We start from the raw sequence: 21455 nt of genomic DNA on the forward strand, positions 1-21455 counted from the left end.
GGGTCCTCAGGCGGGGGCGGGCAGGAACGCGACGGTGACGATCTCGTCGACGGTGGCCTCGGTGAGGTCCTCGGGGAGCACGATCAGGCCGTTGGCCTCACCGAGCGACGACAGCAGGTGCGTGCCCGACGTGCCGATCGGCTGGACGAGGTAGTCACCGGTGGCCTGCTCGCGCAGCAGCCGGCCGCGCACGTAGCCGCGCCTGCCGGGCTGCGAGACGACGGGTGAGGTGAGGCGCGCCGAGAGCATCCGCCGGTGCGGGTCGCTGCGGCCGAGCGCGATCCGCAGCAGCGGGCGGACCAGCACCTCGAACAGCAGCAGCGCGGTGGCCGGGTAGGACGGGAACAGGAAGGTGGGCACGCCGTCGGGTCCGAGCCGGCCGAACGCGTGCGTGGAGCCCGGGTGCATGGCGACGCGGGTGGTGTCGAGCTCGCCGAGCCCGGCGAGCGCGGACTGCACCTCGGCGCCCGCCGCGCCGCCGACGGCCCCGCACACGATGATCACGTCGCTGAACGGGAGCCGGTCCTGCATCGCGGCGCTGACGTCGCGCGCGTCGCCGCGGACGAGGCCGGGCCGCGTCGTCTCCGCTCCCGCCTCGCGTGCGGCGGCGGCGAGGGCGGGCGAGCAGACGTCGGGCACCTGGCCCGCGCCGGGTGTGCGGGCCGGGTCCACGAGCTCGTCGCCGACGGAGATCACCGAGACCCGCGGCTTGGGGTGCACGAGGACCTTGTCCCGGCCGGTCGCGGCCAGCATCGCCACCTGGGCGGCCCCGATCACCGCATCGCGGCGCACCGCGACGTCGCCGGGCTGCACGTCCTCGCCGATCCGCCGGACGAACGCCGCCGAGGGCACGCCCTGGTGGACGTTCAGGCGGGCGGTGCCGGCGTCGGTGTTCGCCATCGGCACGACGGCGTCGGCGAGCGTGGGCAGCGGCGCGCCGGCGCTGACGCGGACGGCCTGGCCGGGCTGGAGCCGCAACGGCTGCCGCGACCCCGCCGGGATCTCCCCGACGACCGGGATCGCCGCGGGTTCGTCGGGGGACGCGCCTGCCAGGTCGACGCTGCGCACGGCGTAGCCGTCGATCGCCGCCTGGTCGAACCCGGGCAGCGGGCGCGAGGAGACGACCTCTTCGGCGCAGCGCAGTCCGTGGGCGTCCGAGAGCGCCACCCGCACCGGCGCGGGACGCACCGCGGTGGCGAGGACCCGCTGGAGCTGCTCGTCGACCGTGCGCACGTCGGTGTCAACCCTTCAGGCGGGCGGCCAGCCAGGCACGCAGGTCGGGTCCGAGGTCGGGGTCGTCGAGGGCGAAGTCGACGAACGCGCGCACGTACCCGGCGGGGTTGCCGAGGTCGTGGCGCGTGCCGCGGTGCACGACGACGTGCACCGGGTGGCCTTCGGAGATCATCAGGGCGACGGCGTCGGTGAGCTGCAGCTCGCCCCCCGACCCCGGGGTGATCCGGTCGAGTGCGTCGAAGACCGCGCGGTCGAGCAGGTAGCGCCCGGCCGCGGCGAACGTCGAGGGGGCCTGCGCGGGCTCGGGCTTCTCGACCATCCCGTGGACGCGCTTGACGTCGTCGTCGTCGGTGTCGGTGACGTCGAAGACGCCGTAGGCCGAGATCTCCTCCCGCGGCACGTCGAACGCGCAGAGCACGCTGCCCCCGTACCGCTTGCGGACGGCGGCCATCGTGGTGAGCACTCCGGTGGGCAGCACGAGGTCGTCGGGCAGCAGCACGGCGAACGCCTGCTCGTCGGGCCCGATCGCGTGCCGCGCGCAGCCGACGGCGTGGCCGAGGCCCTTCGCCTCGTCCTGGATGACGGTCTGCACGGAGATCAGCTCGTGCGCCCGACGCACCTTCGCGACCAGGGCGTCCTTGCCACGCGCCGCGAGCTCCTCCTCCAGCTCGGTCGAGTCGGCGAAGTGCTCGGCCACCGCGTCCTTGCCCGGCGAGCTGACGATCAGCAGCTGTTCTGCGCCCGCCTCGGCGGCCTCGGCGGCCACGAGCTCGATGCCGGGGGTGTCGAGGACCGGCAGGAGCTCCTTGGGCACCGTCTTGGTGGTGGGCAGGAAGCGGGTGCCCAGGCCGGCGGCCGGGACCACCGCGGAGCGGAACGGCAGCTCCCGGTACGCAGGCTCGTTCATGGTCGGCGAGCCTAATGGCGCCGGTAGGGTTGTTGCGTGACGGGACGCGCCGTTCTCACCGAGAAGAACCGTTGGCGCACCGCTCTCGTCGCGGCGCGGCGGGCCCTTCCGCCTCCGGTGCGGGCGGCCAGGGCCGCCGCGCTGGCCCGGGCGGCCGTGCGCCTGGCGGCCCGCACGGGTGGTCCGGTGTGCGCCTACCTCCCCGTCGGCTCCGAGCCCGGTTCGCCCGAACTGGTGGACGCCCTGCGCGCCGCGGGCCACCGCGTGCTGCTGCCCGTGGTTCCTCCCACCCCTGACCGTTTGGACTGGGCGGAGTACACCGGTCCGGCCTCGCTCGCCGCGGGCCCGCTCGGGCTGCGGGAGCCCACCGGCCCACGGCTGGGGTCGGCGGTGGTGGCCGACGCACGGCTGGTGCTGGTGCCCGGCCTGGCGGCCGACCGCACCGGCGTGCGGCTCGGGCGCGGGGGCGGCTACTACGACCGGACGCTGCCGTTGGTGGGCGCGGAGGTCCCCGTCGTGGTCGTGCTGAACGACGAGGAGCTGGTGGAGCGGCTGCCCGCCGAGCCGCACGACCGCCGTGTGACGGGCGCGCTGCTGCCCGACGCCGGTCACACCCCGTTGGGGAACAACCGCTTCCCCTGACGGGTTATGCTGGCACTCGAACCGATCGAGTGCCAGCTCGTTCGCCATGATCTCCTGAGATCAGTGTGCCTCCGGAGGGACACGTGCCGACCTACCAGTACGCCTGCAAGGCCTGCGACCACCGGTTCGAAGCCGTGCAGTCCTTCACCGATTCCGCGCTCACGGACTGCCCGGCCTGCTCGGGCCCCCTGCGCAAGGTCTTCAACTCGGTCGGGATCGTGTTCAAGGGCAGCGGCTTCTACCGCACCGACAGCCGCTCGAGCGGCGGTGGCGTGGCCAGCGAGTCCGCCAAGAGCGACTCCGGCAAGAGCGAGCCGGCGAAGAGCGAGTCGAGCAAGAGCGAGTCGTCGAGCAGCAGCACCTCGCAGAGCTCGTCCTCGAGCAGCTCCTCCTCGTCGAGCACCCCGGCGGCCGCGGCCTCCTGACCGGCAGTTGTCCACATGACGGCCCGGTTGTCCACAGCCCGGGCCGCTCGGACCCGCTGAGGCCACCACCGCCCTAGCGTCGGCCGCATGACCGACGCCCGGCTCGCACCCCGGCCGCTCGCCCGCCTCGCGGCGCGCGTCACGGGCCCCGGATGGCGCAGGCTCGCGTTGCTGCGCCGGGTCGCCGCCGGGCTGCTGGCGCTGCTCGCGCTGGTCCTCGCGCTCGCGCCGGAGTCGGCGGGTGTGCCCGTGGTGGTGGCAGCCTCCGACGTGCCGGCCGGCTCCACGCTGCGGGCGGGGGACCTCGCCGTCCGGCAGTGGCCCGCGGAGCTCGTACCGGCAGGTGCGCTGCGCGAGCCCGCAGCCGCCGACGGCCACGTCCTCGTCGGCGCCGCCCGGGCGGGCGAGCCCCTCACCGACACCCGCCTCGCCGGTCCCGCGGCCGTGTTCGGGGCCCCGCCCGGTGCCGCCGCCGTACCGGTACGGCTCGCCGACGAGGGCGTCGGCGCCCTGCTCGTCCCGGGCAGCAGCGTCGACGTGGTCACCGTCGGCGCGCGCAGCGACGAGCCGGTCGTGCTGGCCTCCGCGGCGGCCGTGCTCGCGGTGCTCCCCCCGGAATCGCCGTCGTCGGGACGGTTGGTCCTGGTCGCGATGCCGGCGGAGATCGCCACCCGGGTCGCCGCCGCATCGCTCACCGACCAGGTCGCCGTTACGCTCCGCTAGCGTGATCAAGGGTTTCAAGGACTTCGTCCTGCGCGGGAACGTCGTCGACCTGGCCGTCGCGGTGGTCATCGGTGCTGCGTTCAGCACCATCGTCACCTCGGTCACCCAGCGCATCCTGCAGCCGCTCATCAACGCGATCCCCACGCCGAGCAGCACCGGGCTCGGCGTCCAGCTCGTCGGGGACAAGGAGAGCACCTACCTCGACATCGCCGCGGTGATCAGCGCGACGATCAACTTCCTCATCGTCGCCGCGGTGGTCTACTTCCTCATCGTGCTCCCGCTCAACACCCTGAAGGAGCGGCGCAAGCGTGGCGAGGAGGCGGGCCCGGCCGAGCCCACCGACGTCGAGCTGCTCATCGAGATCCGCGACCTGCTGAAGGCGCAGGCACAGAGCTCGGGAGGGCGGCACGAGTCGGTGGCGGAGGGCGGTCCTCAGTCCCGGTCGTGATGGGGCGGCCGGTTCGCCAGCAGATCGGCGTCGCCGTCGCCGGTGTCCCGCCGGTCGTCCCGCTCGTCGGACGTGGTGGCGGGCAGCACGTCGCCGAAGATCTCGTCGAGGCGGCGGCGCACCGGATCGGGCAGTTCGTCCACCCCTCCATCCTGCACCGGTGCCACGATGGGGCGCATGGGACTCATGGACAAGGCCAAGGAACTCGCCGACGCCGCGCTGGTGAAGGCGGGTGAGGTGTCCGAGCGGGCGGCCGAGCTCTCGGGCACGGCCCGGGAGAAGGCTCCCGGCTACCTCGACCGGGCGGCGGACCTCGCGGTGAAGGCCGCGGACGCCACGGCCGGCGGGTTGGACCGGGCCACGGGCGGACGCTTCCACGACAAGCTGGAGGGCGCCACCGCCCGGGTGGGCGAGACGCTCGACCGGCCCCGGGCCGCGCAGCAGCCCACCACGGTGGACGCCGAGCCCGAGCCCGAACCGCCCGGGCCGACACCTTCGGGCGTGGCCGGCCAGGCAGGGGAGCCGATCACCCCCGCCGCGACGAACCCGGAGGCCACCGACCCGGACGGGCCGAAGCGCGCTCCCTGAGCGACCCGAGCGTCCGCTGGAGCCAGCGGTCGGCCCGACGCACGTGAGCACGCCTCGTGGAGCGGGATCCGCATGACGAACGGCACTTTCGTCGGCTAGGTAGCGACGAGAGTGCCGTTCGTCCGGGTGGGGGGTTCCCGTCGGCTAGTCCAGCCCGGACAGCTCCTGGATCACGTGGGCGACGAGCGGGGTGAGGGTCGCCATCCCGTCGCGCACGGCGGCGCGGGACGGGGCGAGGTTCACCACCAGGGTGCTGCCCGACACCCCCACGAGGCCGCGGGACAAGCCGGCGTCCATCGCCCCGGCGGCGAGGCCGGAGGCGCGGATGGCCTCGGCGATGCCCGGGATCGGGCGGTCGAGCACGCCCGCCGTGGCGTCCGCGGTGACGTCGCGCGGTGACACGCCGGTGCCGCCGACCGTGACCACGAGGTCGACTCCGCCGATCACGGCGGTGTTGAGGGCGTTGCGGATCGCGACGGGGTCGCCGGGCACCACGACGACCGCGTCGACGACGAGGCGCGCCTCCTCGAGCAGCTCGGTGACCAGCGGCCCGATGGCGTCTTCACGTTCACCGTGGCTCACCCGGTCGTCCACGACCACCACGAGGGCTCGACCGATCTGGGGCGGCGCCATCTCCATGCGCTCACCGTAGTGGGACGGGTCGAAGCGCCCCGGCACCGGTCGGGCACCGGACGCGAGAGGTCGCGCCGGCGCAGGGAGGGGGTACCGGCGCCGACGCGACAGACGCCCGGTGTGAGGCACCACGACCGGGACCACTGAACGACACCAGACGGTCACGGCTCGCGTCAACCGCTGGCGCGCACACCGCCCGTGCGTGGCCTCCGATGCGCGGACACCTGCGTGCCCGGCTGGAACCAGCCCTGCTCAGCCGGGCCGGTCGCTGGTGAGGAGTCGCGGCCCGAGATCGCGGATGGTCCGGGCGAGGCGTGCACGCGCACCACCAGAACCTGGTCAAGGCCGGCGAGAGCGGCGAGCGGATCGCCGCGGTCGCCGCGTGGCGGGAGGCACCGTTCTTCGACGACGCCGAACGGGCCGCGCTGGCACTGACCGAGACCGTCACCCGCCTTGCCGACCGATCGGGCGAGGCCGTCGCCGACGAGCTGTGGGACGAGATCGCCGATCACTTCGACGAGAAGCAGATCTCCGCGCTGATCCTGCTGATCGGCGTGACCAACATGTTCAACCGCCTCAACGCGTCCATCAAGGAACCCGCGGGCACCGCCTGGACCTGACCTGGCCCGGCCTAGTTCGGCGCCGCGGTGAGGGTCGCCTGCACCGTCCGGTCCCCCAGCTGCACGTCGACGACCTCGCCGGGCGCGCGCGATCCCACGGCCGCCTGCAGGTCGGTGCCGGTGCTGATCCGCTGGTCGCCGAACCGGAGCACGACGTCACCCGCGCGGATCCCGGCCTGTTCGGCCGCGCCGCCGGGCACGACGTCGCGAATGCGGGCCCCGGCCTGCTGCGGGTCGTCCTCCACGGTGACGCCGAGAACGGCGCGGGAGGCGCGGCCGGTGCGCTCGAGCTCCTCCGCGACGCGGCGGGCCTGGTTCACCGGGATCGAGAAGCCCACGCCGATCGAGCCACCCTGCTCACCCGTGGTGGCGATCGCGGAGTTGATGCCCACCACCTGGCCCTGCATGTCGACGAGCGGGCCGCCGGAGTTGCCGGGGTTGATCGCGGCGTCGGTCTGCAGGGCGTTGAGCACGGTGGGGGTGTTGGCGCCGGTCTCCGGGCCGACGTTCACGGCGCGGTCGACGGCGCTGATGATGCCGGTGGTGACGGTGCCGCCCAGCCCGAGGGGCGCGCCGAACGCCACGACCTGCTGGCCGACGCGCACCGAGTCCGAGTTGCCCAGCTCCACCGGCACCAGCCCGCTGACGTTCTGCGCGCGGATCACCGCGACGTCGGAGCTGGGATCGCGCCCGACGATCAGGGCGGGTGCGGTGCGGCCGTCCTCGAACACCGCGGTGACGGTGCCGGACTGCGCGGCCGCCTCCACCACGTGGTTGTTGGTGAGCAGCAGGCCGTCGGCGCTCAGCACCATGGCCGACCCCTCCCCCATCGAGCCGGGGGCGTCCACGCGCAGCTGCACCACGCTCGGCAGGACGCGGGCGGCGACGGCCTCCACCGGGGTGGTCGGCGCCGCCGACTCGTCGAGCCCGGGCAGGGGCTGGCCGAGCGCGCCGATCGAGCCGTTGCGCCCGTTCTGGGCGAGCGTGTTGCCGACCACCCCGCCGATGAGGCCGGCGATCAGCATCCCGACCAGGCCGAGCGCGAGCAGCCCCCGGCGCGGGCCGCGGCCGGTGCCGGGGGGCGGCTCCGGGTAGCGGACGGCGGGGAGAAGGTAGGTGCCGGGACCGCCCTGACCGCCGGACCAGCGGGGGTCGCCGGGCGGGCCCGGCGGGAAGCCGGACGGGACGCCGCCGGGGCCCGGGTACCAACCGGCGCCGGCCTCCCGGCCCGTTCCCGGCTGCCCCGTGCGGCCGCCGTCGTGCTGGGGCGTTCCCTGCTGGGGCAGGGTGTGCTGGGTGGCGGCGTGCTGCGGGGCCGCGGACGCCCACCCGCCGGGTGCGGCGGCGGGGCCCGCCCACGGTTGCCCCGGCCGGTCCCCGCCGGGCGTCCACGCGCCACCCTCCGCGGGCCGGCCGGGCCATCCGCCCGGGCCCGCGGGGCTGGGCCATCCCCCGTTCGAGCCGCCCTGACCGCTCAGCTGGTGCGCTCCCGCCGCCGGAGCCTCCGGCCGCGGAACGACCTGCTCCTCCTCGCGGTGGTGACCGGGCGCCTGCGGCACACCCTGCGGCCCGGTCGCGGCGTCCTGGTGCGGGGAGAGGGCGTGCTCACCTGCGCCGGGGTCCGGCGCGTCCGCGCGCGACTCCCCCTCGGGCGGCCTGCCTGCGGGCGCGTCGGGGTCGGAGGGGTGGTTCACCATGCATCACCGCGTTCGCGTCCGGGAGCCCTGCCGACCCAGCCTAGCCGCGTCACCCGGTCGTCGCCGATCTTCTCCGGACCGCGCTTCCGGTCAGGGGAAGAGCCTGCGCCCCGGCAGCCGCATCGCGAGCAGCGCGCCGCCCTCGGGCGCCCGTCCCGCCCACACCGCGCCGCCGTGGCGCACGGCGACCTGCCGGACGATGGCCAGCCCGAGCCCGGAGCCGGGCATGGTGCGGGAGGTGTCCGCGCGGTAGAACCGGTCGAACACGCGAGGCAGGTCCTCCTCCGCGATGCCCGGGCCGGCGTCGGCCACCTCGAGCACGACCGACCACTCGTCGAGCGGGCGCATCTGCACCCGCACCCGGCCGTCGGGCGGGCTCCACTTCGCCGCGTTGTCGAGCAGGTTGAGCACGGCGCGCTCCAGGGCCGTCGCGTCGCCGACGAGCGTCCACGGGACGAGCTGCGGGACGAACTCGACGTCGCCCGCCCGGCGCCGCGCCCGTTCCAGCGCCCGCATCACGACCTCGGTGAGCTCGAGGGGTTCGTGCACGACCATCGGCGTGTCGTCGCGCGCCAGCTCGACGAGGTCGCCGACGAGCGTGGACAGCTCGGCGACCTGCGCCTGCACGTCGTCGAGGATCTCGGCGCGCTCGGCGTCCGGCAGCGTCGGCGCGCCCGGCTTGCTCGCGGCCGCCAGCAGCTCGAGGTTCGTGCGCATGGAGGTCAGGGGGGTCCGCAGCTCGTGCCCGGCGTCGGCGACCAGGCGCCGCTGCTGCTCCTGCGACGCCGCGACCGCGCCGAGCATCTCGTTGAAGCTGGCCGTCAGCCGGGCGAGCTCGTCGGACCCCTCGACGGGGATCGGGCGCAGGTCACCGGTGGCGGCGACCCGCTCGGTGGCGGCGGTCAGCCGGTCGACCGGCCGCAGCCCGGCGCGCGCGATCGCCACGCCGGCGAACGCCGCGACCACGACCCCGACGCCGCCGACGATCGGCAGCGCCACGCCGAGCTTGGTCATCACCTGCTGCGTGGAGTCGAGCTGTTGGGCGATCACCAATGCCTGCCCCCGCCCGGCCTGCACGGCGACCACGCGGTAGGGCACGCCGTCCTCGGTGGCGGTGCGCGTGGAGGACGACGCGACGCCCTGGGCCACGGCGAGCTCGTCGCGGCCCAGCGGTGGGGCGGACGCGGCGCCCTCCGCGGAGATCGCCGGCCCTGCGGCGAGGAGCAGCGCGAGCCGGATGTCCCCGGCGCCCAGGACCTCGGTGGGGATCGTGGCGAGCTGCTGGGGGTCGGCGAGCTCGCTCTGCGCCGCGGCGGACGCCCGCTGCAGGAGGTTCGCGTCGAGCGTCTGGAGGATGTTCACGCGCACCGTGACGAACGCGGCCGCCGACACCAGCACCACCGCGAGTGCGGCCACCAGCGCGGCGAGCAGGCCGATGCGGGTGCGCAGCGAGATCTGGTCGAGGACCTCGATCCGCGCGGTCGAGCCGTCCGGCCGGATGTAGCGTCCCGCGGCGGCCCGGCTCACGGCGGGGTGTCGCGCAGGACGTACCCGACGCCCCGCACGGTGTGGATGAGCCGCGGCTCGCCCTCGGCCTCGGTCTTGCGCCGCAGGTAGCCGATGTAGACCTCCAGCGCGTTGCCGGTGGTCGGGAAGTCGTAGCCCCAGACCTGCTCCAGGATCTGGGAGCGGGTGAGCACCCGCCGCGGGTTCGTGAGCAGCAGCTCCAGCAGCGAGAACTCGGTGCGCGTGAGGCTGATCATGCGCTCGCCGCGGCGCACGTCGCGCGTGTCCGGGTCCAGCGACAGGTCGGCGAACTCGAGCAGCTTGCTCTGCCCCGCGGCGGCGGCGATGTCCTCGGGGCTGCGCCGGCGCAGCAGCGCGCGCAGCCGGGCGAGCAGCTCCTCGAGGGCGAACGGCTTGGGCAGGTAGTCGTCGGCTCCCGCGTCGAGCCCGGCCACCCGGTCGGAGACCGCGTCGCGGGCGGTGAGCACGAGGATCGGCAGGTCGTCGCCGGCGGCCCGCATGCGTCGGCACACCTCGAGCCCGTCGAGACGGGGCATCATCACGTCGAGGACCATGGCGTCCGGCCGCTGCGCGAGCACCGCGTCGAGCGCCGCCTGCCCGTCGATCGCGAGATCGACCTGGTAGCCGTTGAACGCCAACGACCGGCGCAACGACTCCCGGACCGACCGGTCGTCGTCGACGACGAGGATGCGCATGGGGCCAGTCTGAACCGGCGATCTGAGACGCGCCTGAGAGCCGGCTGTGGCGCGCACAACGCTGCCCGGCCGGGTGAGCAGCGGTTTTTCCGTTGCAGGCCGACCTAGCCTGGTGCCATGGCGCTCACGCGGCGATTCCCCCGCCCCCGGCCGCAGTGCGGCCGCGAGGGCACCCGCAGGCCTGCCTGAGCGTCCTCGCGCCGCAGCGGCCGGGGGTGTGCCGCCCGCCCGCTGCACCAGTGAGGACCTCGGCATGGATACCCGCACGCTCGATCCCGCCGCCGTCGCCGCCGCGCTCGCGCTGCGCGACCTGACCGACCCCGCGCAGGGCCGGCACGCCGTGCAGCTCCTGCTCGACGCGGCCGTGGCCGCCGTCGGCCGCCACAGCACCGTCTCCGTCCAGCGCCGGGGGGCGGCGGTCGCCGTCGAGGACAACTACGACCGGCTCGGGTACGCGCCGTCCGCCGTCACGCGGGAGAGCCGCTACTCCCGCTACCTGAGCGAGACCGTGATGCTGCGCAGCCACACCTCGGCCGGGGTGCCGCCCGCGCTGCGCGCCCTCGCCGCCCGGCCCGACCCGCCCGACGACGTGCTGCTCGTGCTGCCCGGGCTGGTCCACCGCCGGGACGCCATCGACCGCATGCACGTCGGGGAGCCGCACCAGGTGGACCTGTGGCGGATCGTGCGCGGCCGCCGGATGGCCGTCGCCGATCTGCAGGAGATGCTGGCCGCGCTCGTCCCGGCGGTCCTGCCGGGCACCCGGTGGCGCACGGTGGCCGCCGACCACCCGTACACCGAGCAGGGCCGGCAGCTGGACGTCCACGCCGGCGACGGTTGGGTCGAGCTCGCCGAGTGCGGGCTGGCAGCCCCGGACGTGCTGCGCGGCGCCGGGCTCGACCCGGACCTGTGGAGCGGCCTCGCGCTCGGCATGGGCCTGGACCGCGCGCTCGTGCTCCGCAAGGGCCTCCCCGACATCCGGCTGCTGCGGGCCGCCGACCCGCGGATCGCCGAGCAGATGCAGGACCTCGAGCCGTGGCGACCGGTCTCGATGCTGCCGCCCGCGCGTCGGGACCTGTCGATCGTGGTCGCCACGGGCACCGACCCCGACCTGCTCGGCGACCGCGCCCGCACCGCCCTCGGCCCCGACGCCGACGTCCTGGAGAGCCTCGGCGTCCGGTCGACCACGCCGCACCACCGCCTGCCCCCGGGCGCCCGGACCCGCCTGGGCACCCGCCCCGGACAGGACAACCTGCTGGTACGGCTGGTCCTGCGCCCCCTGGACCGCACGCTGACCGATCACCAGGCCAACGACATCCGCGACCGCGTCTACGCCGCCCTGCACGAGGGCCCGCGCCACGAGTGGGCCGTTCCGCCCCTAGCCGCGCCCTGAGCCGATCGGGGCCCGTGGTCACCAGATCACGTCGTCCGGGCCCGGCCGCCGAGCCGCTCACACACCGACTCCTGCCCTCCCACACCGACTGCAGTCGGTGCGCGAGCACCACAATCGGTGTGCGAGCCGGCGGCCAGCGCCCGCGGGAGGAGGCCAGGCTCTCGGCCGAGCCGCTCACACACCGACTCCTGCCCTCCCACACCGACCGCAGTCAGTGTGCGAGCACCACGATCGGTGTGCGAGCTGCGGTCAGAGCCCCGCGGCCGGCAGTCCCGCCCATTCGGTCAGGACGTCCTGCGCGTCGCCGACGACCCGGGCGTGGAAGGCGGGGTCGGCCGGGCCGTCGGGGTGCAGGTCGATGTTGACGCAGTACGCGCCGGCCGCCCGGGCCGTCGGCGCGAGCCAGGACGCCGGCGCCACGCGCCCGGAGGTGCCCACGGCGAGGAACAGGTCGCAGGCCGAGACGAGCCGCCGGGCCGCCCCGAGCGCCTCCGGGTCGAGCATCTCCCCGAACAGGACGACGGCCGGTCGCGCGGGCTCCGTGCATCGCGCGCATCCCGGGAGGTCGCCCCGGCGCACCTCGTGGGCAGGACCCGTCCAGCCGCAGAAGTCGTCGTCGAGGCAGCGGGCGCGGCCGGCGGTGCCGTGCAGCTCGACCACGTCGACCGATCCCGCGGCCTGGTGCAGCCCGTCGACGTTCTGGGTGATCACCGATGCGCCTGCGGCGGCGAGCGCGCGGTGCGCGGGCGTCGGCCCGGCCGCCTCCGCGATCTGCCACATCCCGCCCCACACGCTCCACAGCGCGTCGACGTTGCTCGGCAGCAGGTGGGCGTGCATGGCGCGCTCCACCTCGGGCGCCATGGTCCACAGCCCGTCCGGGCCGCGGAACGTGCCGAGGCCGGCGGCCACGCTGATCCCGGCGCCGGTCAGCGCGCAGACCCGCTCGAACCGCTCCCTCGGCGCCACCTCGGCGAGGCTGTGCACGTCCACCGCCCGATACTCGCACCCGCGAAGCAGGTCCGACACCCGGGCGGCGCCGCCCCGCCGCTACGATCGGCGCAGGCCCTCGTAGCTCAGGGGATAGAGCACCGCTCTCCTAAAGCGGGTGTCGCAGGTTCGAATCCTGCCGGGGGCACCACAAGGATGGGAACGGAATCTGCGTTGTCGGGTTCGCCGGGCGGGTCCGGGTCCGCTGGCGCCGGGTGGGTGGCGGAAACGGTCCGGTCTGCGGCCTTCCGTGCTGCGGCGACGGTCGTCCCGCTGAGGGTGATGCGGCATCGGGCCTGGTTGGCCAACTTGTTGTAGTGGATCTCCAGACGAAGAGCTTCGAACAGGTCTCGGGCCAGGTGCTCGGGGAGCTGGTCGACTTCGACACGGGTCACGGGTAGGGCGTCGATCAGGTCGGGGTTCGGTGCTGCGTGGATCCGGGCTTCAGCCGCGTCGAGCTGAGTCTCGAGGTCCTGGCGGTGGGCGCGGAGCTCGGCGCGGCGCTCGTTGATGTCGCGGAGCAGGTCGGGGTCGGGGTCATCGACGAGTTCGAGGCTGCGGATGGTGCGCTTGATGCGCTGGTCGGTGTCGCCGATCGCGCGACGTAGCGCGGCGACTCGTTCCTCGTGGTCGCGGCGGGCGTCGGCGTCCATGGCCGCGGCGGTGGTGTCGAGCAGGGCGCGGCGGTAGGCGCCGAAGACGTGCTGGGACAGGAAGTCGTTGAGCCCGTCGACCAGCTGGTCCTCGCGGACGAAGAAGGCCCCGCCGGTCGGGTGCCCGTCGGGGGTGTAGTCCTTGCGTGGGGCGCACACGTAGTAGGCGTGGCTGCGGCGGGTCTTGCCGAACATCCGCCGCCCGCACAGCTCGCAGAACAGGTACGTGCGCAGCAGGTAGGACCGCTTCGTGTCCGGGTGCGCGGTGTTGGGCCCGGCGCTGCTGCGGGAACCGAAGCGGTGCCCGCTGATCTCCTGGGCGGCGATGAAGCTCTCCAGGTCGACCAGCGCCTCGTGCACCGGTTGCGGGGACCAGATCCACTCCGAGACCGGGTTGGCTCGGTTGCTGCCGCTCTTGCGGGCGTGCCGGTTCCACACCATGTGCCCGGTGTGTTTCGGGTTGGTCAGGACGTCGCGCACGTTCGACGCGGTCCACCGCCCGACCGCCCGCTCGGGGTCGACCGGCGTGGGTGGCGGGTTGGCGGCCAAGTCGTCGTTGAGGCGGTCGGCGATGACCTGGTAGCCCGCCCGTTCCCCGAGCCGCCAGGCGAAGATCCGCCGCACGACAGGGGCCTGGGCGGGGTCGGGTTCGAGGAAGGTCTTCTTCTGGCCCTTCGCCCGCTTCGCGGGGACGGGGTGGGCGACCTGGCGGGCGCGGTGGCCGTAGCAGGGCTTGCCGATGTTGAAGCCCTGCTCGGTGTGGACCGCGAACCCGTCCCAGGACTTCTCGAGCATCTCGATGACGTAGAACTCGGCGATGCCCTGCTTCACCCGCCGCGTCAGCAGCTGGGTGGCGACCTTCGCCTTCCGCCCGCCGGTGGGCGCGAGGTTGAACGGCTCGTCCGCGGCCAGCAGCCGCACCCCGGCCCGCTCCAGGCGGTTCTCGATGTCGGTGCCGATGTAGGTGCGCCGGGCGATGCGCTCGATCGACTCGCAGATCACGTAGTCGAAGCGCCGGTCGGGACGTTCCGCCTCGGCGAGCAGATCGTGGATGCCGCCGTCGCGCGCGATGGGGATCGAGAACATCTCGTGCGCGGTGCTCCGGCCGCGGGTGTCGAGGTCCTTGCGGCCGGACTCCACGTCGTAGAAGTGCGCGACGACGACCGCGTCCTCGGGCAGAACCTGCCCGCAGCTGCGGAGCTGCCGCGGCAGCGACAGGGTGGGGTCCTGCTGATCGTAGGTGGAGGTCCGGCCCGCCCACGCGAACCGGAACAGCACCGGCTCCAATTCGGGTGCGGGTGCGGATCGGGCTCGGTATGGGCTGGCCACGCCCCCGGCACCCAGGCCTGCCGAGCCGTCGGCGCGGTCTGGCGTCGTCAGGTTCCGGATCAGCTCAGGAGCTGCCACGTCCCTCACCCCGCCCTGTCGGGGGCGATCGGACCACCGAGGCCCAGGACTGCAGATAGGGGCGTGTACCCACCGGGCGGGAGCGGTCCTTCGGTCGCGATCACGACGTGTACACCGCACGCCCGGAGCGCGTCCTCGATGAGCGTCTGCCGCCACAGTTTGCGGGAGAGCCGTTCGCCGTCCTCGCACGCGACGAGGTCGAAGTCCGGGACCCGCTGTCGGGCGCGGCGCAGCAAGGTCAGCATCCCGCCTTCGACGGTGTGGCCGCCCAACGTCCAGCCCGTGCAGATGCTTGGATCGGGGCTCGCCGTCGTGGTCGTCGCCGGGTCGGGCGGCCAGGCATCCCAGGCGCACACGTCGGCGAATACACCGACGATCACCGCTCCGGTCGGGAGCACCGCCCGGGCCGATGCCAGTTGCCGGGTGAGCGCCTCTGCCCCGCCGGCAGCCGGTCGGGCGTACAGCGCAGCCCGGGTCCCCGGGACCGACCGTGGGGACTCGGCCGTATCCGTATCGAACCCGCCGACGTCGAGTCCCCGGACGCTGTCTACGCGGCCCGGTCGGGCGCGTCCCTGGGGGCGATGTAGGCCAGCCATGCGATCACCTCCTTGATCACCCGAGCCTGCTGCAGCGCGAGCCGGTCGGCGTCGGGTCCGTCGAGCGTGTGGATGTCGGCCACCAGCGCCGGTGGGTCGTCGCCGGCGTGTCGTCCGGTCCCGGCGGCCCGCCGACGCCGCGTCAGGAGCGCGGTGACCTCGGCGCGCTGCGCGTGCGGCTCCGACCGTGCAGGACGCTCCGGTCGGCGCCGTCCGTCGTGCGTGCCGTCCATTCGATGCACCTCGTTCCGTTGGCTCGTCAACTGCGATCGGACGGGTCGCGGCGGGCGGTTCCGGTCGGCATAGGGATATCCACGCTCGTGTAGGCGGCACGGGTCAAGCCAACCCCTACGACGTCTCACGGTCGCCGTCTGCGGGCCGCGCATACCGTGACGGGTACCCGTTAGCCGCCCACGTCGTCCGCGGGCCGCCGACCCGCCGTCCGGGGCCGCAATGGTGCGGTGGGTACCGGGCAGCGGGCCAGGCCGACGCCCCGCTCTCCTTAACCGCCGTGGCGGGGCCGCGACACACCCGGCCACCGCGATCTGCGGTGAGGCAAAGACGCTGGACAGTGCCGCTCCAGCCGCGATCCCCGCCGCCACTCCGCGGATGCCGTGCGTGTCGTGGACGAGGTCGCGCAGGGTCAGGGTTGCTCCCGCGAACACCGTGCCCGCCGGGATGACCAGTCCGCCGCCGATGAGTGGTGGCCAATGCGTCGAGGCGACGCTGGCGGCGACGACCGAGAGCAGGTAGATCGCCATCGCCGTCGCAGCGGACACCGTGTGCCACACGCCCACCACTCGACCCGACCGGCGCCGCGATGAGACCGAAGGGGCTGGCGGGATCCGCGGAAGGGGTGATGTTGTCGCGGTCCTCATGCCGCACGCTCGCGAGGTCCGTGTGCCGTGCTCGATGTGATCGCGGTGGCTGGCTCGCCGGAACGGCACGACCACGGCGAGCACCCGTCCGGGTCTCCGCCTTCCTCCACGCTGTCCCCTACGCCGCCCGCCGAGTCGGTGGTAATCAGCCGCAGGTGCTTCCTGGTCCTCGTCGTCGCGGGCGCGTCGAGGTCCACTTGGTCCAATGGAAGACAGGAACGGTGCAGGAAGTACTGCCCGCGCAACTCCTGCCCCTGCGTGGTGGCGCGCGGGTAGCCGTGGCGGATGGCGCGGTCGAACTCGACCGCCTCCACCCAGCCGTCCGGGTCGTGGTCGCGTACCCAACGCCAGCCTGCGTTGCCGTGGAACGGGCACCCGACACACGCGCTCTTGACCGTCTCCCCGAAGCCGCGCTCGCCGAGGAACTTCATACAGCGAGCCCGGTCGAAGCCAAGATCGATCAGCGGGAAGACGTTGCGCAGGAACCGCAGCCCGGAGTCCTTGGCACGGGTGAACTCGTCGGTGCTGATGCCGATGGCCTGCTCGGCGTACACCCCGCGCGGCACCCGTCGCGGATGCGGATATCCCAGGAGGTCCCGCACGGCCTTCTTCAGCGGGGTGATCTTGTACTCGGCGGTGCACTGCCTCCTCGCGAGGCCCCGCGACCCGTCCGGGTTGAGGGTGTGCAGCGGCATGGACACGAAGCGGTGGCGAGGATCGAGGGCGTCAGCACGGATGTTGCCGGCCGAGACCTGACGCACCGGGATGCCGCGCTGCTGTGCGTGCGCGGCCAACCGTTCGAGGTTCGTGTACACCGCGCGTGGCTCCCAGCCGGTGTCGGCGAAAAGCGCTACGTCGAAGCGCGGGATCTCGCCTTCGCACGCGAGCAACAGAACAGTCGTGCTCTGCACCCCGGCGCCCAGCGACAGCAGTCGCAAGACCGGTCCGGTGTCGGTCGCCATCAGGCTCGTCGTGGTCATGCCGCGGCCATATGCCAGGCCGCCGGGAGCGCGCCCACGAGTTCGGCCTGTGACGCCTTGAGTTCGCGCGAACTCCCGGGAAACTGCGCGGCTCGGAAGATGAGCACGTCTTCGTGGGCGATCAGATGCATCGGCAGTCCGGCGTCGCGCTGCTTGCGAATGAAGTCGCGCTGGAAGAACGAGCCACGGGCGACCAGGTCGACCTCCGCGGCCCGGGCCAGGAGCGCGACGCAGCGCTCCACGGGGACCAGCCCGGCCTGCACGCCGCAGGCGAGGACCTGGGCGGGGAGGTCGATGAGCTCAGCGTGTTCACGCCACGGTCGGACGGTGACCGCGACGTGCCCGCCCGGTCGCAGGTAGTCGGCCAGGCCGGCGAGGATCCGGGTGAACCCGCTGAGCAGGCGGTGATGGCCGATGTTGGCGAGGTTCCCGCGGTCGAGGGTGTTGCCGTAGCGATGGTGGTACTTCTGCACCCCGACGTCGCGGGACACGGCGACCTGTCCGTGTGTGGAGGGCCCGTAGGGCGGTGAGGTGACCACCAGCGCGACCTGCCCGCGGTAGCGCGATCCGAGCAGCGTGGTGAGTTGGCGGGCGTCGCCGTGCACGACCTGCCCATCGTGGGAGACACCCTGATCGTGAGCGAGGGCGAGGTTGGCGCGGGCGACGTCGACCCAGTGCGGCTCGTACTCGATCCCGATCGCGCGGCGCCCGGCGTGCACGGCCTCGACCAGAGTGGTGCCGATCCCGCACATCGGGTCGAGCACCAGATCACCGACGCGGGTGTAGTGGGCGATGGCGTGCGCGGCGACCGCGGGCAGCATCTTCGCCGGGTGCGCGGTCGACGCAGGCGTGTAGCGGCCCTTTCGCTGCGCGGCCGACGACGCCTGCGCGGTGGTCCACACCGACAACGCCGGACCGGCGTCCTCGGCCGTTGCCATTCGGGCGGGGAGGTCGGGCACCAGATGCAGGTGCCGCGACCGCGGGGCGGTAGCCGGGTGCGAGGTGTCGATGTGGTCGGTCATCGGCGTCCTTGTCCGTAGCGGCTCACGTCGTGCGGCGCGAGCGGTGATGGGGTGCTCGAGGCGAGTCGAGGTAGCGGGGGTCACCACGGGATCTCGTCGTCGGGCTCGGCCCGCTCGGGCGAGCGGTGCTCGTGTGGTTGGGCGAACGCCAGGACGTCGGAGTGCACTCGCCGGTGCGCGGCTCCGCGGCAGGCATCGGGCTGAGCGCTTCCCGAGCGGGCGGGCTGCGCACCGGTGCGGCCGTGACCCGCAATGTCCGAGCCCGTACCACCGACCGAGCAGGGGCCGTCCGGCGCCGCGGTGGGGTCCGAACTGGTGGCGGCGCGGAGGTCGTGGACGGGCAGGTGCACCGCGACGATGTGCTGGAGGTAGAGCAGGTCGGCGTTCTGCGCCGCGGCGATCATCGGCCCGGTGGGGTCGCGCAACACGCCGCCATCGAGGTGACAGTGCGTGAGCACCACGAGGATCCCGCCGAAGCGCAGTTCCCGGGCGGCGTGCAGCGCGACGGCGTCGGTGTGTCGGGCGGCGGTGGGGTTCGGCGGCATGCTCGTGACGACCAGCTCCGCGGTCCCACCGCGTGACAGCGCTGCTGTGTCGTCTGCCGGTCGGATCTCCATCGGCTCTGGAGCCGAGGCGCCGATCGCGCGACCCGAGTCGAGTTCGATGACGCGTGGGCACCGGTGCAGCCGGGCGACGGTGTCTTGCGCAGTGTCGAGGTCTCCGTCGGCCGCAGCCCGGGCCGGGCGGTCCTGAGTCACCTCGGCGGTCCGGGTTCGGTGATCGACCGGTGCGTCGCCCGTGTCGGACGGCCAGGGGGTCAGGACGACCTCGTCGCCGGTCCGGCTGAACGCGGCCACGATCTGGCGCAGGATCACCGTGGGCCAGACCGCGGCCGGGTCGACGACGTGGCCGGGTTCGGGTACCCACACCGTCGCCGGGATCGGCGTGCCGACGCGGCTGCGGCGCCGCGACGCCGCCCGCGAGGCCGGTGAGGCGGGGCTGAGCCTGGTCGATGTCGACGCGGTCGGGTAGGGCCGGAATCCGCTCCCCCGGTCCCGCAACCCCCCACCACCGGAGGGCGCCGTGGCGGGCGGTGTGGTGGCGGGCAGCGTCAGGGTCGGCGGGGTCGTGGTGGGCGGGGTCTGGGCGGCGGGATCGGGCTGGGCGGGATGGCGCACGGCGTTCCTCCGGGCGAGGTGCGTGGGCACCACGACGTTCCGCGTGGTGTTTGTCGACACCCCTGAACTCCGAAATGCCGCGCTCGAAGGGACATGCCGTCTCGGAATGACGGAACTCGTCCACCCTTCCCGTCGTAGCCGCCGCGTTTTCGGCGCCACCCGGCCAGGACGACCTCGTGCTGTCCCGCGCGCCCGCCCCTGGCCGCCGATTGGGCGGGAAAAGTTCGACGACGCGCGGACGACCTTGCACGGAGAGGGACGGGGCACCAGTTCGAGGCAGCGGCCGGTCACCGCCCTGTCACCGGTGAGGCACCGGAGAGGCACCGGAGAGGCACCACCCAAGCACCGCAACCGATAAGTCCTGATCACAGCGGGGACATCGTGAGGCTCTCCGGCGGTGCCGAGGCCGTTGCTCCTCGACACGACGACCGATGCCGATCTTCTAAACCTCCTATTACTGATCTTCATGTGGTAGCGGTGCCCGGTCGGTGACACCGCGGTGCGTGCGCGGTCATAAGTCGGTGACAGGGCGTATGGCGTCCTTGTGGAGCCCATTCAGCGATCCAATTCCTGGAGGTTCCCGATGGCGATGAGCGATGCGCTTCCCCGCAGTTCTTTCAGCCCCGATGACATGCCGTTGGACGCGGCGAGATCCGCGTTCGAGTGGCTGCTCGCCGGTCCGGCGCCGCTGTCGGTCGACGGACGCGGGTTCTCCGGGTTGCCGTCGCGGGCGGTGCCGCTCGACGAGCTGCTCAGGCGCCTGTTGGACCGACGCTGCCCCCAGCCGCTGCGCGACGCGGTGTGGGCACACCTGATCCGCCGGTCCCGCGAGGAGGGCGGGAAGTGGACGGTGGGCTGTGTCGGGCTCGCGCTGCCCGCGCTGACCGGGATCTGCGCCACGCTGACCGCCCGGTTCGTCGCCGACCCCCGCGACATCCACTCCGCGACCCTGACCGGGTTCCTGGCCGAACTCGCCCACGTCGACCTCGGCCGCCCGAGGATCATGCTGCGACTGCGGTGGGCCGCCTACCGGGCCGGGCACCTGTGCCTGCGCGAAGCGCTCGACGCGCCGACCCCGTCGGAAGAGGCGTTCCACTCCAGCGCGCCGCAGCCGCTGTGCGGGCACCCGGATCTGGTCCTGCTCGCCGCGGTCGCCGACCGGGCCATCACCGCCGCCGAGGCGGCCCTGATCGGCTCGACCCGGCTGGAGGACACCGCGCTCGCCGACGCCGCACGCGCCCGCGGCGCCGGCTACGAGGCCACCAAGAAAGCCCGGCAACGCGCGGAACGCCGACTCGTCGACTACCTCCGCGGGCGCGCCGGTGATCTCGCTGGTGCAGCGCCCGACGACCCGGCCGTCGAGGTCCTGGACCGCCTGGTCATCGACGAACAACTCCGCGCCACGGCGACCGCACCCACCCCGACGCCCTCCACGACGGCGGTCCGGACGTCACCGACGGTGATCGCCCTCGGTGGGCTGCGGCGGCGCCGAGTCCGGCGCGTGATGTCCCCGAACGTGCCGCAATCCGGAGTTCAGGGATGCGGGGGATCACCGACCGGCGCCTCCCGCGCCCACCAGCTCGACCGCCCGGACACCGCGTCGGGCCCGACATCGGAGGTTCCGCGATGCGCCTGAACCGCCCCCACGACCCCCGCCGCCGCACCTCGGACGGCAGCGCACCGGACGGCAGCTCCTCGGACGGCAGCTCCTCGGACGGCAGCTCCTCGAGCGGCAGCGCGCCGGGCTCCACCGCCGGTATCGACGACGCGGCCGAGCCGGACACCACGACCGGCGGCATCCGACCAAGCCGCCGTCCGACGCCGTACCGGCACCGGCGGGTCGTCCTCGCGACGGGCGCCGCGGTCGTGCTGGCGGCGATTGTCCTGGCACCAGCCGCGAACGCCCACGCCGACCAGGTGCTCGCCCACCAGGCCCTGGCCCAGCAGGTACCGGCCCAGCGAGTTCTGGCGCAGGAGGTTCTGGCGCAGGCCGAGTCGGTCGACGCGGTGCTGAACAACATCCGCAACTGGCTGGTCGGCATCCTCGCCGCTCTGGCGACGGTGTTCCTGACCCTCGGCGGGGTCCGCTACGTCTACGGCAGCGGAGATCCCGGAGAGGTCGAGAAGTCCAAGCAGGCGTTCAAGGCCGCAGGGCTCGGCTACGGCATCGCCGCGCTCGCCCCGCTCATCGTCACCGTGCTGCAGTCCATCGTGGGGCTGTAGGCC

General features: G+C 73.8%; 24 protein-coding genes, 1 tRNA gene and 1 pseudogene. 12 read left to right on the plus strand and 14 right to left on the minus strand.

The window, feature by feature from the left end; translation table 11 throughout:
- Positions 1-6 precede the first annotated feature (6 nt).
- Both glp and FB558_RS30550 read right to left on the minus strand, forming a co-directional pair.
- Positions 7-1233 (minus strand): molybdotransferase-like divisome protein Glp, encoded by a 1227-nt coding sequence (gene glp, locus FB558_RS30545; RefSeq protein ID WP_142059556.1) that lies wholly within the window; start codon positions 1231-1233, stop codon positions 7-9.
- A gap of 7 nt (positions 1234-1240) precedes the next feature.
- On the minus strand, positions 1241-2140 hold the full coding sequence (locus FB558_RS30550; protein WP_142059558.1) for a UTP--glucose-1-phosphate uridylyltransferase: 900 nt from the start codon (positions 2138-2140) through the stop codon (positions 1241-1243).
- Between the two features lie 36 nt (positions 2141-2176).
- On the opposite strand from FB558_RS30550, the gene FB558_RS30555 reads away from it, so the two are divergent.
- From FB558_RS30555 to mscL, 4 genes are all read left to right on the plus strand, one after another.
- Positions 2177-2782 carry a 5-formyltetrahydrofolate cyclo-ligase gene (locus tag FB558_RS30555; RefSeq protein WP_142059560.1) on the plus strand — a complete coding sequence of 202 codons (606 nt, stop codon included), beginning with the start codon at positions 2177-2179 and terminating at the stop codon, positions 2780-2782.
- 83 nt (positions 2783-2865) lie between these two features.
- Positions 2866-3207: an FmdB family zinc ribbon protein gene (locus FB558_RS30560; RefSeq protein ID WP_142059562.1), complete on the plus strand. Its 342-nt coding sequence runs from the start codon at positions 2866-2868 to the stop codon at positions 3205-3207.
- Positions 3208-3294: 87 nt separating this feature from the next.
- Positions 3295-3930: an SAF domain-containing protein gene (locus FB558_RS30565; RefSeq protein WP_211366974.1), complete on the plus strand. Its 636-nt coding sequence runs from the start codon at positions 3295-3297 to the stop codon at positions 3928-3930.
- Position 3931: 1 nt separating this feature from the next.
- Complete coding sequence (mscL, locus tag FB558_RS30570) at positions 3932-4378, plus strand: large conductance mechanosensitive channel protein MscL (RefSeq protein WP_142059564.1); 447 nt, start codon at positions 3932-3934, stop codon at positions 4376-4378.
- Here mscL and FB558_RS30575 read toward each other — a convergent pair.
- On the minus strand, positions 4363-4521 hold the full coding sequence (locus tag FB558_RS30575; RefSeq protein WP_246106869.1) for a hypothetical protein: 159 nt from the start codon (positions 4519-4521) through the stop codon (positions 4363-4365). The two genes, mscL and FB558_RS30575, sit on opposite strands and share 16 nt — an antisense overlap.
- A 34-nt stretch (positions 4522-4555) precedes the next feature.
- On the opposite strand from FB558_RS30575, the gene FB558_RS30580 reads away from it, so the two are divergent.
- Complete coding sequence (locus FB558_RS30580; RefSeq protein WP_142059568.1) at positions 4556-4966, plus strand: hypothetical protein; 411 nt, start codon at positions 4556-4558, stop codon at positions 4964-4966.
- A gap of 144 nt (positions 4967-5110) precedes the next feature.
- On the opposite strand, the gene FB558_RS30585 is transcribed toward FB558_RS30580, so the two are convergent.
- Positions 5111-5599, minus strand: a complete 489-nt coding sequence (locus FB558_RS30585; RefSeq protein ID WP_425468120.1) for a MogA/MoaB family molybdenum cofactor biosynthesis protein — start codon at positions 5597-5599, stop codon at positions 5111-5113.
- 314 nt (positions 5600-5913) lie between these two features.
- Here FB558_RS30585 and FB558_RS30590 point away from each other — a divergent pair, with 314 nt between their 5' ends.
- Positions 5914-6219, plus strand: a complete 306-nt coding sequence (locus FB558_RS30590) for a carboxymuconolactone decarboxylase family protein (protein WP_142059572.1) — start codon at positions 5914-5916, stop codon at positions 6217-6219.
- Positions 6220-6230: 11 nt separating this feature from the next.
- Here the strand turns inward: FB558_RS30590 and FB558_RS30595 are convergent, their stop codons facing one another.
- From FB558_RS30595 to FB558_RS30605, 3 genes are all read right to left on the minus strand, one after another.
- Positions 6231-7916 (minus strand): trypsin-like peptidase domain-containing protein, encoded by a 1686-nt coding sequence (locus FB558_RS30595; protein WP_142059574.1) that lies wholly within the window; start codon positions 7914-7916, stop codon positions 6231-6233.
- Between the two features lie 90 nt (positions 7917-8006).
- A complete protein-coding gene (locus FB558_RS30600; protein WP_142059576.1) occupies positions 8007-9443 on the minus strand; it encodes a sensor histidine kinase in 1437 nt (478 codons plus the stop codon).
- Positions 9440-10138, minus strand: a complete 699-nt coding sequence (locus FB558_RS30605) for a response regulator transcription factor (RefSeq protein WP_142059578.1) — start codon at positions 10136-10138, stop codon at positions 9440-9442. The genes FB558_RS30600 and FB558_RS30605 overlap by 4 nt, the downstream gene beginning before the upstream one ends.
- 253 nt (positions 10139-10391) lie before the next feature.
- Here FB558_RS30605 and srmL point away from each other — a divergent pair, with 253 nt between their 5' ends.
- Positions 10392-11528 carry a PheS-related mystery ligase SrmL gene (gene srmL, locus FB558_RS30610; protein ID WP_142059580.1) on the plus strand — a complete coding sequence of 379 codons (1137 nt, stop codon included), beginning with the start codon at positions 10392-10394 and terminating at the stop codon, positions 11526-11528.
- Between the two features lie 249 nt (positions 11529-11777).
- On the opposite strand, the gene FB558_RS30615 is transcribed toward srmL, so the two are convergent.
- Complete coding sequence (locus tag FB558_RS30615) at positions 11778-12518, minus strand: SIR2 family NAD-dependent protein deacylase (protein WP_170231606.1); 741 nt, start codon at positions 12516-12518, stop codon at positions 11778-11780.
- A 72-nt stretch (positions 12519-12590) separates the two neighbouring features.
- Here FB558_RS30615 and FB558_RS30620 point away from each other — a divergent pair.
- Positions 12591-12666: transfer RNA gene (locus FB558_RS30620), tRNA-Arg, on the plus strand.
- A 280-nt stretch (positions 12667-12946) separates the two neighbouring features.
- A complete protein-coding gene (locus FB558_RS43505; protein ID WP_170231607.1) occupies positions 12947-13123 on the plus strand; it encodes a hypothetical protein in 177 nt (58 codons plus the stop codon).
- A gap of 366 nt (positions 13124-13489) precedes the next feature.
- On the opposite strand, the pseudogene FB558_RS45915 reads toward FB558_RS43505, so the two are convergent.
- From FB558_RS45915 to FB558_RS30650, 6 genes and pseudogenes are all read right to left on the minus strand, one after another.
- Positions 13490-14695 (minus strand): annotated as a pseudogene (locus FB558_RS45915) (recombinase family protein); the annotation flags it as partial.
- Positions 14581-14973 carry a recombinase family protein gene (locus tag FB558_RS44865; RefSeq protein WP_246106871.1) on the minus strand — a complete coding sequence of 131 codons (393 nt, stop codon included), beginning with the start codon at positions 14971-14973 and terminating at the stop codon, positions 14581-14583. The gene FB558_RS44865 and the pseudogene FB558_RS45915, both read right to left, overlap by 115 nt.
- 149 nt (positions 14974-15122) lie before the next feature.
- Positions 15123-15404 carry a hypothetical protein gene (locus FB558_RS30635; RefSeq protein ID WP_142059584.1) on the minus strand — a complete coding sequence of 94 codons (282 nt, stop codon included), beginning with the start codon at positions 15402-15404 and terminating at the stop codon, positions 15123-15125.
- Between the two features lie 641 nt (positions 15405-16045).
- Entirely contained in the window at positions 16046-17029 is a 984-nt protein-coding gene (locus FB558_RS30640; protein ID WP_246106872.1) for a hypothetical protein, read from the minus strand.
- Positions 17026-17967: a TRM11 family SAM-dependent methyltransferase gene (locus FB558_RS30645; protein WP_142060505.1), complete on the minus strand. Its 942-nt coding sequence runs from the start codon at positions 17965-17967 to the stop codon at positions 17026-17028. The genes FB558_RS30640 and FB558_RS30645 overlap by 4 nt, the downstream gene beginning before the upstream one ends.
- 164 nt (positions 17968-18131) lie before the next feature.
- Positions 18132-18596, minus strand: a complete 465-nt coding sequence (locus FB558_RS30650) for a hypothetical protein (protein WP_142059586.1) — start codon at positions 18594-18596, stop codon at positions 18132-18134.
- Between the two features lie 253 nt (positions 18597-18849).
- On the opposite strand from FB558_RS30650, the gene FB558_RS30655 reads away from it, so the two are divergent.
- The 3 genes from FB558_RS30655 to FB558_RS44870 all read left to right on the plus strand — a co-directional run bounded on the left by FB558_RS30655 (position 18850) and on the right by FB558_RS44870 (position 21452).
- Complete coding sequence (locus FB558_RS30655) at positions 18850-19083, plus strand: hypothetical protein (protein ID WP_142059588.1); 234 nt, start codon at positions 18850-18852, stop codon at positions 19081-19083.
- 735 nt (positions 19084-19818) lie between these two features.
- Positions 19819-20865: a hypothetical protein gene (locus tag FB558_RS30660; RefSeq protein WP_211366976.1), complete on the plus strand. Its 1047-nt coding sequence runs from the start codon at positions 19819-19821 to the stop codon at positions 20863-20865.
- Positions 20856-21452 (plus strand): pilin, encoded by a 597-nt coding sequence (locus tag FB558_RS44870; protein WP_246106873.1) that lies wholly within the window; start codon positions 20856-20858, stop codon positions 21450-21452. Before FB558_RS30660 ends, FB558_RS44870 begins: the two co-directional genes overlap by 10 nt.
- The last annotated feature ends 3 nt before the right edge of the window (positions 21453-21455 follow it).

The organism is Pseudonocardia kunmingensis (genome assembly GCF_006716445.1).
Lineage (GTDB): Bacteria > Actinomycetota > Actinomycetes > Mycobacteriales > Pseudonocardiaceae > Pseudonocardia > Pseudonocardia kunmingensis.

Coding starts and splice junctions, on each gene's coding strand:
- FB558_RS30550 (WP_142059558.1), bottom strand. CDS start 2,140: ATGAACGAGCCTGCGTACCGGGAGCTGCCGTTCCGCTCCGCGGTGGTC.
- FB558_RS30565 (WP_211366974.1), top strand. CDS start 3,295: ATGACCGACGCCCGGCTCGCACCCCGGCCGCTCGCCCGCCTCGCGGCG.
- FB558_RS30580 (WP_142059568.1), top strand. CDS start 4,556: ATGGGACTCATGGACAAGGCCAAGGAACTCGCCGACGCCGCGCTGGTG.
- FB558_RS30585 (WP_425468120.1), bottom strand. CDS start 5,599: ATGGCGCCGCCCCAGATCGGTCGAGCCCTCGTGGTGGTCGTGGACGAC.
- FB558_RS30595 (WP_142059574.1), bottom strand. CDS start 7,916: ATGGTGAACCACCCCTCCGACCCCGACGCGCCCGCAGGCAGGCCGCCC.
- FB558_RS30605 (WP_142059578.1), bottom strand. CDS start 10,138: ATGCGCATCCTCGTCGTCGACGACGACCGGTCGGTCCGGGAGTCGTTG.
- srmL (WP_142059580.1), top strand. CDS start 10,392: ATGGATACCCGCACGCTCGATCCCGCCGCCGTCGCCGCCGCGCTCGCG.
- FB558_RS30635 (WP_142059584.1), bottom strand. CDS start 15,404: ATGGACGGCACGCACGACGGACGGCGCCGACCGGAGCGTCCTGCACGG.
- FB558_RS30640 (WP_246106872.1), bottom strand. CDS start 17,029: ATGACCACGACGAGCCTGATGGCGACCGACACCGGACCGGTCTTGCGA.
- FB558_RS30645 (WP_142060505.1), bottom strand. CDS start 17,967: ATGGCAACGGCCGAGGACGCCGGTCCGGCGTTGTCGGTGTGGACCACC.
- FB558_RS30650 (WP_142059586.1), bottom strand. CDS start 18,596: ATGCCGCCGAACCCCACCGCCGCCCGACACACCGACGCCGTCGCGCTG.
- FB558_RS30660 (WP_211366976.1), top strand. CDS start 19,819: ATGAGCGATGCGCTTCCCCGCAGTTCTTTCAGCCCCGATGACATGCCG.
- FB558_RS44870 (WP_246106873.1), top strand. CDS start 20,856: ATGCGCCTGAACCGCCCCCACGACCCCCGCCGCCGCACCTCGGACGGC.